This window comes from Latilactobacillus sp. VITA-14, from assembly GCF_046580785.1.
GTDB classification, from domain to species: Bacteria; Bacillota; Bacilli; order Lactobacillales; family Lactobacillaceae; genus Latilactobacillus; species Latilactobacillus curvatus.
This window is the reverse complement of the sequence record NZ_JBJKTM010000006.1, coordinates 75,210-87,360: the sequence shown is the minus strand read 5'-3', so window position 1 is coordinate 87,360 and position 12,151 is coordinate 75,210. Positions and strand designations below refer to the sequence as shown.

The 12,151-nt window shown below is 39.3% G+C and carries 16 protein-coding genes and 1 pseudogene; 6 read left to right on the top strand and 11 right to left on the bottom strand.

What is annotated here, in order from left to right:
* Positions 1–138: pseudogene (locus ACF1X7_RS04305) on the top strand (IS30 family transposase); the annotation flags it as partial.
* A 15-nt stretch (positions 139–153) separates the two neighbouring features.
* Here the strand turns inward: ACF1X7_RS04305 and ACF1X7_RS04300 are convergent.
* The 9 genes from ACF1X7_RS04300 to ACF1X7_RS04260 all read right to left on the bottom strand — a co-directional run bounded on the left by ACF1X7_RS04300 (position 154) and on the right by ACF1X7_RS04260 (position 5,168).
* Positions 154–417 (bottom strand): hypothetical protein, encoded by a 264-nt coding sequence (locus tag ACF1X7_RS04300; RefSeq protein ID WP_411162452.1) that lies wholly within the window; start codon positions 415–417, stop codon positions 154–156.
* A 138-nt stretch (positions 418–555) separates the two neighbouring features.
* Positions 556–870 carry a hypothetical protein gene (locus ACF1X7_RS04295; protein WP_039098868.1) on the bottom strand — a complete coding sequence of 105 codons (315 nt, stop codon included), beginning with the start codon at positions 868–870 and terminating at the stop codon, positions 556–558.
* A 19-nt stretch (positions 871–889) separates the two neighbouring features.
* The gene (locus ACF1X7_RS04290) at positions 890–1,636 is read right to left on the bottom strand and encodes a hypothetical protein (protein WP_039098869.1); all 747 of its coding nucleotides are present in this window, start codon (positions 1,634–1,636) and stop codon (positions 890–892) included.
* Between the two features lie 22 nt (positions 1,637–1,658).
* Positions 1,659–2,327: a C39 family peptidase gene (locus tag ACF1X7_RS04285; RefSeq protein WP_039098870.1), complete on the bottom strand. Its 669-nt coding sequence runs from the start codon at positions 2,325–2,327 to the stop codon at positions 1,659–1,661.
* A 41-nt stretch (positions 2,328–2,368) separates the two neighbouring features.
* Complete coding sequence (locus ACF1X7_RS04280) at positions 2,369–2,599, bottom strand: DUF1905 domain-containing protein (RefSeq protein WP_411162454.1); 231 nt, start codon at positions 2,597–2,599, stop codon at positions 2,369–2,371.
* 168 nt (positions 2,600–2,767) lie between these two features.
* Entirely contained in the window at positions 2,768–2,911 is a 144-nt protein-coding gene (locus tag ACF1X7_RS04275) for a hypothetical protein (protein WP_162875338.1), read from the bottom strand.
* A 90-nt stretch (positions 2,912–3,001) separates the two neighbouring features.
* Positions 3,002–3,439: a universal stress protein gene (locus tag ACF1X7_RS04270; protein WP_069468127.1), complete on the bottom strand. Its 438-nt coding sequence runs from the start codon at positions 3,437–3,439 to the stop codon at positions 3,002–3,004.
* Positions 3,440–3,692: 253 nt separating this feature from the next.
* Positions 3,693–4,382 (bottom strand): hypothetical protein, encoded by a 690-nt coding sequence (locus tag ACF1X7_RS04265; protein ID WP_411162451.1) that lies wholly within the window; start codon positions 4,380–4,382, stop codon positions 3,693–3,695.
* Between the two features lie 114 nt (positions 4,383–4,496).
* Complete coding sequence (locus tag ACF1X7_RS04260; protein WP_411162450.1) at positions 4,497–5,168, bottom strand: hypothetical protein; 672 nt, start codon at positions 5,166–5,168, stop codon at positions 4,497–4,499.
* Between the two features lie 228 nt (positions 5,169–5,396).
* Here ACF1X7_RS04260 and ACF1X7_RS04255 point away from each other — a divergent pair, with 228 nt between their 5' ends.
* Complete coding sequence (locus ACF1X7_RS04255; protein WP_004269980.1) at positions 5,397–6,116, top strand: MIP/aquaporin family protein; 720 nt, start codon at positions 5,397–5,399, stop codon at positions 6,114–6,116.
* Positions 6,117–6,504: 388 nt separating this feature from the next.
* Positions 6,505–7,878 carry a glycoside hydrolase family 1 protein gene (locus ACF1X7_RS04250; RefSeq protein WP_411162449.1) on the top strand — a complete coding sequence of 458 codons (1,374 nt, stop codon included), beginning with the start codon at positions 6,505–6,507 and terminating at the stop codon, positions 7,876–7,878.
* A 43-nt stretch (positions 7,879–7,921) separates the two neighbouring features.
* Here the strand turns inward: ACF1X7_RS04250 and ACF1X7_RS04245 are convergent, their stop codons facing one another.
* On the bottom strand, positions 7,922–8,401 hold the full coding sequence (locus ACF1X7_RS04245) for a nucleoside 2-deoxyribosyltransferase (RefSeq protein ID WP_004270037.1): 480 nt from the start codon (positions 8,399–8,401) through the stop codon (positions 7,922–7,924).
* A gap of 144 nt (positions 8,402–8,545) precedes the next feature.
* Positions 8,546–8,713, bottom strand: a complete 168-nt coding sequence (locus ACF1X7_RS04240) for a hypothetical protein (protein ID WP_004270002.1) — start codon at positions 8,711–8,713, stop codon at positions 8,546–8,548.
* Between the two features lie 138 nt (positions 8,714–8,851).
* On the opposite strand from ACF1X7_RS04240, the gene ACF1X7_RS04235 reads away from it, so the two are divergent.
* The 3 genes from ACF1X7_RS04235 (at position 8,852) to ACF1X7_RS04225 (ending at position 12,139) form a co-directional block, all read left to right on the top strand.
* The gene (locus tag ACF1X7_RS04235) at positions 8,852–10,897 is read left to right on the top strand and encodes a KUP/HAK/KT family potassium transporter (RefSeq protein WP_069468129.1); all 2,046 of its coding nucleotides are present in this window, start codon (positions 8,852–8,854) and stop codon (positions 10,895–10,897) included.
* A gap of 225 nt (positions 10,898–11,122) precedes the next feature.
* On the top strand, positions 11,123–11,731 hold the full coding sequence (locus tag ACF1X7_RS04230) for a LysM peptidoglycan-binding domain-containing protein (RefSeq protein WP_064777244.1): 609 nt from the start codon (positions 11,123–11,125) through the stop codon (positions 11,729–11,731).
* Between the two features lie 138 nt (positions 11,732–11,869).
* The gene (locus ACF1X7_RS04225; RefSeq protein WP_004270016.1) at positions 11,870–12,139 is read left to right on the top strand and encodes a hypothetical protein; all 270 of its coding nucleotides are present in this window, start codon (positions 11,870–11,872) and stop codon (positions 12,137–12,139) included.
* The last annotated feature ends 12 nt before the right edge of the window (positions 12,140–12,151 follow it).

Sequence of the window (12,151 nt, the reverse complement as noted above, 5' to 3'; positions counted from 1 at the left end):
TTCTTCCCGAAAAAGACCAATTTTAGCCAAGTAACGACTGATGAGATCCTAGCAGCACTTGAACTAATTAATCAACGACCATTAAAAATACATCATCAACAGACTGCCATTGAAAGATTCCGGGCTTGTTCGGATTAAACTTGTAAATTGCCGTTATAAAATAAAAAAGACCACCCAACGGCAGTCTTTTATAATCATAATGAGATTTGAGCTGTGATAAATTTCGCTAGGACTATTTTCGAGGATAAAAGCCGGCGTGTCCTTAACAAAGTGCGAGATTTTTGCGACGATATCTGCAGCAGCACAGTCTTTGATGGTCAACTTATGGCGTGAACCATTCGTAGAACCAAAGGCAGATAATGTGTCATTTTGTTGGAGCACAATTTTTGAGCCCTCGTTAAAGAATAACTTAACCATAATTTAAAATCACCTTTCGTAAGTAAATCATATAATATTGATAAGAAAATCACAAGGATAATTAACAATTCAATACCCTTAATATTATCCAGTGCAATTACTTTTCGGAAAATTATTCGTTAAAAGAAACTACTTTTTCTAATATTCAAACGCCATTTCATTAACCGATTCTTCCAAGCCTTCGACAACTTCATTTTGTTCAATGAACGTTAACCAAGTTTGATATTCTTTGGCGTGTTCACCACGAATGTTGAATGCCATTTTCACTTGAATACTAGCGATAAATTCGGCGACCATTTTATCAACGGCCCGATCGACCTTATTCTCGTTCCAACGTTTGGCAGGTTGGCGTTTTTGGTTCTTTTCATTTTGGTAGTCTAAACCTTTGGCTCGAAATGTATTGATGACGCGGGAATGTTCTTCAAGATAGGCCTGTAGTTCGGCATTGTTCATAGTCGTGCTCCTTTAAACTCTAATAGTTAGCAAGTAAAGATTTTAGTTCAGCTTGGGCAGCGGTGTCTTCAGAAACGGCAAAGGCAAGTGGTTCTGAGTAAGCTTGTTTGCCGTCATCTTTTAGTTCGCTGAAACCATCATTAGTTGATGTGAGGTGACCATTACCTAATTTAAGTTCATACACGACGCCGTTATCACCAAGTAGGTATTTGCTAACCGGTTTGTCCATTGCCATGTTAAGGCTGTAATTATCCGCGAATGATCCACGATCTAAATTGTCTTTACCGACTGTTCCATCCAAAGCGGTATAAAAGACACAGCCACCAATTGCATGAACAGGGTAGGCATTAAACCCTGGGCTTGCTGTCCCAGGTTGAACTAAAATGCGGCCATCAGGTGAATTGGCAAACCAATCGCCAAATCCGGCAGCACCGTGGTCAAAATACCAATCACTGACGGCCATGTTTCCGATTGTGGCGCGTTCAGCCGCCCACGCTAGAAAAGCTTGATTAACAGAAGTTTGTTGGTCGGCAGTGAGCGCTTTTTTAGCGCTTGTTGACTGATTAGATTGTTGTTTAATAGAAGCTTCTTTCGAGCTAGCGATTGATCGACGCTGATTGCTTTCTTTTGCTTCTGATGAGGCGCGATAGCGTGCTAAACTTTCGGAGTGGGTTGCGGCTTGTTGATCAGGTTTAATTGACCGACAACTAGCTAATGAAAGACTACTTAAAGTAATGAAAGTGACTGCAATGGTTCGTTTACGCATGTTAAATCCCCCAAGTTAATGATTAATAAGTCATTGCACGGTGTCCCTGTGGTGCAGCAATTTTCCAGAATTTATCAAATGAGATTTTTTTTCGTTTGCCGGTATATGGATCGTTAAAGGTAAATGAATTTTGATCATAGCCAATTAATAAGACGGAATGCGCTGGTTGTTTATGGTAGTTAATCCAAGCGACAATTGGTTTCTTTTGTTTTAAAGTAGCTTTGAGCGTGCTAATCGGTTCGTCCGATAAATCGGTGAAACTGCCGAGATATTGATAGAAGAATCCTGTCCAAGCAGGAGGATACATAGTGTAGCCAGTATCATCGTATGGATTCCCCCAAAAGCCGACCTCCATATCGCCATCATTGACATAAGGGATACTATCGGCCACTTCTGTTTTGCTCATGTCAACGCTACGGTAATCTAACAGCATGGCAACAGCCGTAATTTCACAACCGGTTGGTAATTCAGGAAATTGTGAAATGGGTGTGATGTCGAGCATCGTTTTTTTGGGTGTTTTTTTCTTAACAATTTTTTTGGGTGTTTTTTTCTTAACAATTTTTTGGGGTGTGGTTTTATGGAAGAACCAAATCCCGGCCTCACTTCTGGTCGGTCCTGTGAAAAACCATAAAAAAAGGGTGGTAATCAGTATTAAAACGACTGCCACGCGCTTGTAAAGGTGTTTTGGCATTTGATAATCCTCATTCTAAATTTAGTCGACGAAATAAATATTTAAAATAGTATAGCATTTAAAGGGGCGTAATAGCTATAGCCGCTCACGGATTTCAACTGTGATGGAATCGCCAATTCTTTTTTGAGTTGTGCACGGATGTCTTTGCGGCCCCCAAGAATGTAACAAATGTTGCCATCTGGATTTTTAAGTCCCATATTGACAATACTGCCATCATAGGGAATTTGTTGGTCGAAAAGGGTGTGGACTTTTACACGACCCTTCCCAAAGATTGCGCGGATATCGCCAGGAAATTAGACATATGCACCGCCTTTACCAATCGTCGCGGCTTGGATTGAGGCTGTAAAAGTATAAGTTTGCTCGGTCATCGGTCAGAACTCCTTTAAAAAAAAGTCATTAAAAAAAGTGACCACGGCAAATTCAGTCGTCACTTTTAGTGATTATTGGAAAAAGCGCATTAATTGGCGATTAAAACTTGCCCACCAAGTGTTTGGGTGCAAAAGGGTTGCAACGATTGCTTGGCGATGTTGTAAGAACCAGCGCTTAATATTTTGATCAGACAATTTAGTGATATCAAACGGCATTTCGAACCACTCCTAAACTACCTTTATTATATATTAGAAATGGGACACGTCAAAAACAAAGCATTAAACTTAACCAATCTTTAAACCGGCTTAAGGCTTAATTAATAAGACGTTGGTGTTAGAATGAACACTGATGAATTGTGCAACAGAACCGATTAAGAGCCGCTCAAAGGCACCCTTACCACTGACACCGAGAACTGTTAAATCAATATGAGCTTCTTCTGGGATGGTAAAGGCTAATTCACGACGTGGCGAACCCACTTTAAGGATGGCTCGTACGTTAGGGACACCGTGTTCTTTAGCGAATTGCACCTTTTGATCAAGATACGATTGAACGAAATGTTTTTCAGATGTCGTTGTTTCAGCAGGGTAAGTTATGCGTGCATTTGTGTAAAGGGTATCTGGAATAATTTGAGCCACAACTAATTCGGCATTATTGCGTTTAGCAATTTCAATCGCCTCACTGAAAGCGCGTTCTGATAACTCAGAACCATCTAAACCGATAAGAATATGCTGATAATTAAACATAAAAAAGACCTCCTTTATTTACCTTCAATATAGCATTTTAAACGAAGAAACGCCATAAATAAGCACTTTAAATTCGATATGGGATAGCTGGTTGAGTGGCTATAACAATTTGGCACCACTAATTTGTGCCGACCGTATCGTTTACTTTGATTGAACTGCGCCCTATAATAAAAATGTGAATAATTTCTCCCGAAATTTTTTAACCACTATATAAAAAAAGAGCCGTCGAATCGTAGATTCGGCGGCTTTCTTTTTATAAATGATTAATTGAAAGTTGTGTGACTTGTTGCTTGTTGTTATTGGTCGTCATAACGGTATAGCGAACTTCGCGATCCGTCAGTTGCATTAATGACCCAGGTTTCTTAAGTGAGCGGTCGACCAATTCAGTAATCTGGGTTGGTTTGGTTCCGATACTTGTTGAAAAGGCGAGGACGTAGTTTTTAAACGTTAGATTCTTACCTGCGTTGAGAGCTTTAATTGAGATCCCCAGTACTTTGCTATCACTGACGTTCATAGCAATCACGTTGTTGCTGTCAACTTGATCAGTGCGAATGCCTTCAAGTGGATTCGCTTCGAAAACGCCCAGTCCTTTTTGTTGGGCAATCGGATTATAAATCTGAATAAAGTTCGGCCATTGCACAATTTCTTTTGCGACAGGGCCTTCAACATAAGTTGGATTACGCATTTCTTCATTATCAGTAAGTGTAATCCGGTACTGCTTAGCTTTGTAAGGGACTTCGAATGCGAAAGCATCATCGGTTGTTTTAGTCGTATGAATGGTATCACCGATTTGCCAATAAACCTTTTTATGTTTAGTCTTACCAGTGATTTGCGCATTGAAGCCACTGTTTATTTCGTGGAGCTTTGCTTTAACCGGATTCCCACAAGCGGTTAAAATAAAAGTTAGACCTAAAATCATGAATAATAATTTGACGTGACGCATTTCTCACACTCCCAATCGATAATGGGGTTAACTATGAGTCAAAAAATAAAAGACTCCCCAGTCTTCTACTTCATTGTAACCCATTTCATCTTTTTTTCAAAATCACCATATTCACTATTTAATACTACTGTAAGAAAATTTCAACTTCTGAATTGCGCGGACATGTCGTTGATTAGCCTTGTAAACATCATCAGTGTATTCTTGGAAAGTTCCGTTTGGACGGGTTGCAACAGAGACGAACGACCTAGTCTTGGATAAGACATCTTTGGCATAAACGAGTTCTTGGCGATTGTTATCAGTCGCGTAGTCTTTCATTTTTTGGTAGTCACCTTGAGCACTGACATAGTAATCATCAGCGTCATCGAGTTTTCCTTGTGCTAGTAAACGCCGACCTTCAGCAGCAACAGCACTATCATGATCGTTATAATCAACATTTGCGACGTTAACTGTTCCGTTTTCTGTTAACTCGCCCCAAACTTTATTATACTTTTGAGCGATGAATTCAGTGGCAACAGTCGATTTTTTAATATGTTTGATGAATTGGCGTTCAGCTTTATCGAATTTTTTATCTTTCTTTTCAATCTTCGCTAGTTCTTCGCGGTGTTCTTTCTGAGCCATGTAGAAGTTATAGCCAACAGGAGATGCCGCGATAATCAAACCAATCAAGCAAATAATTAGAGGGGCTTTAAGCCGTTTTTTTAAAATTAAGAAAAATAGGAGCAGGATAATGCCAAATGCAAAGACAGCAAGGCCTGCATAAAGAACGATGGCGAGTATTAAGTTCATATAGTAACCTCCAAAACAGTAATCGGATAATCAGGGTTAATACGGTTAATCAATGAATATTATCCCATTTTATGAGATATTAGCAAGTTAAATTTACAGAAAGGTCTGTAAAAATATGAATCTTCTCATGAAAGAGATTTAAACAGAAAAGTCAATTGTTTTTCCTTGCATTTTCCCGTATTATAATATGATACGTAAAAATATGAATCATTTATAGGAGGAATAGTAGTGGACGCTTCTTTGACAACCCGTTTGGCTGCCGAATTTATTGGAACTGCAATTATGATTATTTTTGGTAACGGGGCAGTAGCCAACGTTGAATTAAAAGGAACAAAAGGTTTTAGTAGTGATTGGTTTTTAATCGCTTTTGGATATGGTTGTGGGGTTATGATTCCTGCCGTTATGTTTGGGAGCATTTCCGGTAACCATCTTAATCCGGCTGTTACATTAAGTTTTGCAGTGATGGGCTTATTCCCTTGGGAAAATGTTTTACCATACATCATTGTTCAATTCTTGGGTGCAATGGTTGGTCAATTATTATTGGTTGCTGCTTACAAACCATATTATGATCGCACAACAAACCAAGAAGGCATCTTGGGCTCATTCGTAACAATCGATGCTGCTCATAGCCGGATGAATGGTTTTGTAAATGAATTTTTAGGCACATTGATCTTAGTTTTCGGTGCTTTAGCAATTGGTGCAGGTAAGTTTGGCGCTGCCGGCCACATTGTTGTTGGTTTATTGGTGATGACATTAGTTGCTTCATTAGGTGGCCCAACAGGACCAGCTTTAAATCCTGCTCGTGATTTAGGCCCACGTTTGGTGCATATGTTCACACCGCTTAAGAACAAAGGCGACTCACAATGGAGTTACGCTTGGGTGCCAGTTGTTGCACCAATTATCGGTGCCATCTGTGGTGCAGGTATTTTCCAAATGATTTTTGCATAACAAACCGCTTCTAAAAATAGTCCGTCAGGACTATTTTTTTTTTGCTTTCAAAGCAAAAAATACCCGGCATAAACCTTAATTGGGAAAGGGCTATACCGAGTATCTTCTGAATATTGAAATGATCTTACTTGGGGGAGTATTAATCATTTCTGTTATTGAATATATCATAAAATAACGGGAGTTTACAACCCTTTTACGTGTAAAACCCTAAAAAAATAAATTATTTTATAATAATGCATATTATTAATCTCAGTCTACAATTTATTTAACGTGTATAATATTTCGGAGGTACGCATATTAAATAATCGACTGAGAAAGGTGTGCGACCACTTTAGAGAAATGGTACAATATAAAATGTTGGCGATTACATTTAAGGAGAGTAGCGTTTATGATTAAATTTCCAGAGCATTTTATGTGGGGAGCAGCAACATCCGCACCTCAATCAGAAGGATACTCCCTAAGTTATGGTAAGTCCCCATCAACCTGGGACAAATGGTTTGAGATGCAACCTGATAAGTTTAATAGCAATCAAGGGCCTGACACGGCTAGTGATACTTATCGGTTGTATCGTGAAGACGTTGAAAATATGCAAAAGATTGGTTTGAACTCATTTCGGACATCGATTGCTTGGACGCGATTAATGCCCGATGGCAAACATGTTAATCAAGTAGCGGTTGATTTTTATCGGGATTATTTTAAGCGCTTACGTGATGCAGACATTACACCGATCATTAATCTGTTCCATTTCGATATGCCTTGGTGGCTAATGGAAAAGGGCGGTTGGGAGACACGCGAATCAGTTGATGCCTTTGCATTCTACGCAAAAACTGCGTTTGAATTGTTTGGTGACTTGGTTGATCGCTGGACGACTTTTAATGAGCCTATCGTGCATATCGAATGTGGTTACTTAACGGGCTATCATTATCCAGACATTGTTGACTTCAAGAAGGCTGTTCAGGTTGGCTACCATACCTTGATGGCGCATACAGCAGCTGTTGCTGAATTTAGAAAAGTGAAGCCGGATGGTCAGATCGGCATTATTTTAAATATCACGCCAGCTTATGCTAAGGGTGATGCACCAGAGGATTTAATGGCTAAACAAAATGCTGACTTACTACTCGCTAAGAGTTTTCTAGACCCAACTGTTTTGGGCGTTATTCCAGAAGAATTAATTAACCTCTTAACAAAACATGAGTTATTACCAATGACGAAAAAAGGCGACCGGCAATTGATTGCCGATCATTGTGTCGATTTTATCGGCGTGAACTACTATCAACCAATGCGGGTTCAAGCACCAGAGAATCCGAAGTTCCCAGCAAAAACACCGGAAGACTTATATGCTAATTATATTTGGCCAGAACGGAAGATTAATCCATATCGTGGATGGGAGATTTATCCAGAAGCATTGTACGATGTGGCAATGATGATGAAAAATGATTATCACAACATTCCGTGGTATGTTTCTGAAAACGGAATGGGCGTTGCCGATGAAGAACGCTTTATGGGTGAAGATGGGCAAATTCAAGATGACTATCGGATTGAATTTATGCAAGAACATCTGACGCAACTACATCGTGCAATTGAAGCCGGCAGCAGTTGTTTTGGATATCATACTTGGACCTTCAATGATTGTTGGTCTTGGTTAGATGGTTATCGGAATCGTTATGGTTTCTACTGTGTTGATTTGGACCATGAGGTAAAGCGCACGATGAAGAAGAGCGGTCGATGGTACCGTGAATTGAGCGAGAATAACGGCTTTTAGGCCAAAGAAAAAGAACCGACGCATCAGTCGGTTCTTTTTTGAGTTAAAAGATATCTGTTTGAACATATTTATTGTGTAATTCAAAGAAATCATAAGTCGCTAAGTTTTCAATATCCGCTTCACCATTGAAGATGGCCGTTGCAGAACCAGCCAACATCAGGTTAATTGGTAAATTATCACGGAAACGAGCGAGAATCACTGGTTTATTGTGGGCAAAAGCATAACCACATTCCCACATGGTACCGGAATCAGGTTCGAATTCGCCTTCTTCAGATTTAAAATCCATAACAGCGACTACGACGTCTGCTTGGTCAATTTGACGCGTATCGACATTAAAAGTAGCGACTTGCCATTCGAAAGTACCGAATTCTGCATCAGGATAAGGGTGTTGGCCTGGTTTGAAAAGTGAATCAGCATCAATCGTTGGGTTTTTAATGAGTAAATCAGCCACTTGATCTAACCGATCATTTTGTTCGGGACTAAAAAATGGGCCAGCGAGATAAACTTGTTTTTTTGAGGGCATGAGAGCCGCCTTTCTCGATAATGTTCGTGTTTTTTGTAGTAATTTAAGCTTAAAAAACTATTTATTCAATTATATACGTACGAAAAATAATATTCAATATATGTTCTGCAAAAAAATACGTAAAAAAAAACTGCTTACGCAGTTTTAGTGAACGAACAAGTAAATAACCAATAGAATAAAGGCCACAACTAAGATTGTGAACATGTAAGTTGAAGCGGTACTAACAGCTTTCTTACGTTCCTTTGATAGTGGTCGGTTCGCTAGTTTCTTGTATTGCTTCTTAGCAATTTCAAATTGACGTTTATCTTTCATTTGTATCCCTCGCTTGTTTCAGTGTCCCTATTATAGCATGGAATACAGTGGATTGATAATTATTGATGATAAGACTGGACTTTCAATCTGGAACAAGCTACGATAATGCTATATTGGAGTATAAGGAAGTAACAAATCATGAAATTAAAGACAACTAAACAAACAACTAAACAAACAACTGGACATAAATTATCAGTTGCAGGGATTTTGATTACGATGGGCGTCGTTTACGGTGATATTGGAACGTCGCCATTATATGTTATGAAATCAATTGTTGAGGGGAATGGCGGTTTGGTAAACATCAGCCGCGATTTTATCATCGGCAGTATTTCGCTTGTCTTTTGGACGTTAATGTTAATGACGACCATCAAGTACGTCATGATTGCATTGCGGGCGGATAATAATGGTGAAGGTGGGATTTTTGCACTGTACACTTTGATTCGTAAGCAAGCTAAGTGGCTCGTGATCCCCGCGATTATTGGTGGGGCGACGTTATTAGCGGATGGGATGTTAACACCTGCTGTGACAGTCACGACGGCGATTGAAGGGTTAAAGGGTTTGCCAATTAATGGGAACGTTTTAATTAATAATCAAGATCAGGTGATTTTATTGACGGTCTCGATCTTATCGGTCTTATTTTTCATTCAGAAATTTGGGACTGATCTAATCGGTAAATCTTTTGGTCCCATTATGTTAATTTGGTTTACCTTTATTGGTGGCATTGGTTTGGTTAACTTAATGGGGGATCTAACGATGCTCAAGGCACTCAATCCGTATTATGCGATTGAACTACTGTTTAGCCCTGAGAATAAGGTGGGGATTCTAATTTTAGGCAGTGTTTTCTTGGCAACTACGGGTGCTGAAGCACTTTATTCGGATATGGGGCACGTTGGGCGATTGAATATCTATGGTAGTTGGCCATACATTGCGCTTTGTTTAGTGTTGAATTACTTTGGACAAGGTGTTTGGTTATTACAACATAAAGATATTGCGGCATATCAACATATTTCTGATTTCAATCCATTCTTTGAAGTGATGCCAGCCCAATTAAAGGTCCCAGCGATTTTACTGGCTACAATTGCGGCGATTATTGCATCACAAGCCTTAATTTCAGGGTCATATACCTTAGTATCAGAAGCAATCAAGTTGCGCCTCTTACCACGAATTAAGGTCGATTATCCGGCTAAGTTAAAAGGGCAACTCTATATTTCAATCGTTAACTGGATTCTATGGGCGGTTTGTTTAATGGTTGTTTTCTATTTTAAGAACTCAGCGCACATGGAAGCTGCCTACGGTTTGGCGATTACGATTACAATGTTAATGACAACTATCTTGCTATTCCATTACTTGGGACGCCGCGAGAAGAAATGGGTATTGGCTTATTTGGTACTCATCTTCTTCGGGACAATTGAAGTTATTTTCTTCATCTCAAGTGCCGCTAAATTCATGCATGGTGGTTACGTGACAGTCTTAATTGCGGCGTTTATTCTATCGATCATGTTTGTTTGGTATCGTAGTAATACGATTAAGGAAAGTAATACTTTCAGGGCAAGTACGGTTTCATTACTAGCTTATAAACAACAACTACATGATTTGCGAGACGATACAGCGTTAGCTATGTATACGACTAATTTGGTTTATCTTTCAAAACCACAGAATAAACCATATGAAAAGAATATGGTTAAGAAGAATATTCTTTATTCTATTTTGGATAAACGACCAAAACGGGCGCAAGTTTACTGGTTTGTTGCGGTCAATGTTACTGATGAACCGTATACGGCAGAATATACCGCAGATACGCTTGGGACGGACTACATTGTCAACGTTCAGTTGTATCTAGGCTTTAAGATGGAACAAAAAGTGAACATCTTTATTCGTCAAATCATTCAAGAAATGATTCATCGGGGAGAATTACCAGCACAACCACAACGCTACACAACAATTCCAAATCGGAACGTTGGCGATTTCTCGTTTGTGATCATGCAAGAAGATTTATCACCAGCAACTCAAATTCGAGCAATGGATAAAGGGATTGTTCAAATGCGTTTATGGTTAGAAAAATTCACTGATACACCGGCTTCATGGTTTGGATTGGACTATAGTGATGTGTTCGTGGAACGTATTCCGCTAGTTCTTGGCCGCCAAAAATCGGTCTCTAAGTATCATTTAAAACGTCGTGAATAACATCAATAAATTAGTTTATAACGCCTAGGACAGAAGATTGTCCTAGGCGTTATTTGTGTAATAGCAGTCAAGTAAGCGGTGTGCATTACAATTAGCGCGGGAATTGCCGTCATTTTGTTACCTGTTTGTCATCAATTGTTATGGTTTTGACATGTACAAGCGAATATAAGATGGTATATTAGTCCCACGTTAATAAATCAAAACAACAAGGAGCACATCTATTACATGAAATCTTTTAAGACATTATTGCTTAGCGCTACATTGACAACGGCTGCAACAGCAGGATTACTTTTCGTTGGTCAATCAAAAGCAAGTGCCGCTACTACTTATACCGTTGCAACTGGGGATACGTTATCAACAATCGCCCAAAAATTTGCCGGTAACACAGATTTAGTCAATCAAATTGCCACAACAAACAACATTCAAGATATCAACATGATTTTTGTCGGGGAACAATTAACAATCGACACTGACCAAACAGCAACCCCTGTTCAAACGACAACGCCAGTAGTTGTTGCACAACCAGCCGCTGTTCAAACACCAGCACCAGTTGTTCAAGCACAACCTACAGTGCAAGCTGTACCAGTTCAACAAACAGCTGCTGTTGCACCGACAACTAGTTCAGCGAAAGAATGGATTGCGCAAAAAGAATCTGGTGGTTCATACTCAGCGCGTAACGGTCAAATGATTGGCCGTTATCAATTAACCGCATCATATTTAAATGGTGACTATTCAGCAGCCAATCAAGACCGCGTCGCAGATCAATACGTAACAAGTCGTTACGGTTCATGGGATGCCGCTAAGAGTTTCTGGTTAAGTAACGGTTGGTATTAAAATTTAAGGTTCCTTTAACGCTCAATCAAATTTAATTTGATTGAGCGTTTTTTGTTCTCTGAGAAATCACACTTGACTAAATAGAATGTATGTTCGTATAATTAAGAGGACATAAGATGAATTAAAGAGGTGTGCCTGATGCATACGAATAAAGAAGTGATTACGCTAGATCAAACAGGATTGAGTTTATATTTAAATGGCTTTGGAGTTTTAGAATTGCGGCGATTAGCGGTGAATCATAGTGATGATTTGATTGACTCAATGAATTATTACTACAACCGCGATAAGTTTCCGCAATTTATTTATCGTCATCTATCAGCCGTCACCTTGATTGAGATTAATCGGTGGCAACGCGAATTAGATGAACAAGTGCGTCAGATTCAAGTTGGGGTGAAGAGTCGTGTATGACTATCAGAATGA

What these genes read in the sequence shown, in the direction of transcription:
- ACF1X7_RS04300 (WP_411162452.1), bottom strand. Translation starts at nt 417, where the DNA reads ATGGTTAAGTTATTCTTTAACGAGGGCTCAAAAATTGTGCTCCAACAA.
- ACF1X7_RS04295 (WP_039098868.1), bottom strand. Translation starts at nt 870, where the DNA reads ATGAACAATGCCGAACTACAGGCCTATCTTGAAGAACATTCCCGCGTC.
- ACF1X7_RS04290 (WP_039098869.1), bottom strand. Translation starts at nt 1,636, where the DNA reads ATGCGTAAACGAACCATTGCAGTCACTTTCATTACTTTAAGTAGTCTT.
- ACF1X7_RS04285 (WP_039098870.1), bottom strand. Translation starts at nt 2,327, where the DNA reads ATGCCAAAACACCTTTACAAGCGCGTGGCAGTCGTTTTAATACTGATT.
- ACF1X7_RS04275 (WP_162875338.1), bottom strand. Translation starts at nt 2,911, where the DNA reads ATGCCGTTTGATATCACTAAATTGTCTGATCAAAATATTAAGCGCTGG.
- ACF1X7_RS04270 (WP_069468127.1), bottom strand. Translation starts at nt 3,439, where the DNA reads ATGTTTAATTATCAGCATATTCTTATCGGTTTAGATGGTTCTGAGTTA.
- ACF1X7_RS04265 (WP_411162451.1), bottom strand. Translation starts at nt 4,382, where the DNA reads ATGCGTCACGTCAAATTATTATTCATGATTTTAGGTCTAACTTTTATT.
- ACF1X7_RS04260 (WP_411162450.1), bottom strand. Translation starts at nt 5,168, where the DNA reads ATGAACTTAATACTCGCCATCGTTCTTTATGCAGGCCTTGCTGTCTTT.
- ACF1X7_RS04250 (WP_411162449.1), top strand. Translation starts at nt 6,505, where the DNA reads ATGATTAAATTTCCAGAGCATTTTATGTGGGGAGCAGCAACATCCGCA.
- ACF1X7_RS04245 (WP_004270037.1), bottom strand. Translation starts at nt 8,401, where the DNA reads ATGCCCTCAAAAAAACAAGTTTATCTCGCTGGCCCATTTTTTAGTCCC.
- ACF1X7_RS04240 (WP_004270002.1), bottom strand. Translation starts at nt 8,713, where the DNA reads ATGAAAGATAAACGTCAATTTGAAATTGCTAAGAAGCAATACAAGAAA.
- ACF1X7_RS04235 (WP_069468129.1), top strand. Translation starts at nt 8,852, where the DNA reads ATGAAATTAAAGACAACTAAACAAACAACTAAACAAACAACTGGACAT.
- ACF1X7_RS04230 (WP_064777244.1), top strand. Translation starts at nt 11,123, where the DNA reads ATGAAATCTTTTAAGACATTATTGCTTAGCGCTACATTGACAACGGCT.
- ACF1X7_RS04225 (WP_004270016.1), top strand. Translation starts at nt 11,870, where the DNA reads ATGCATACGAATAAAGAAGTGATTACGCTAGATCAAACAGGATTGAGT.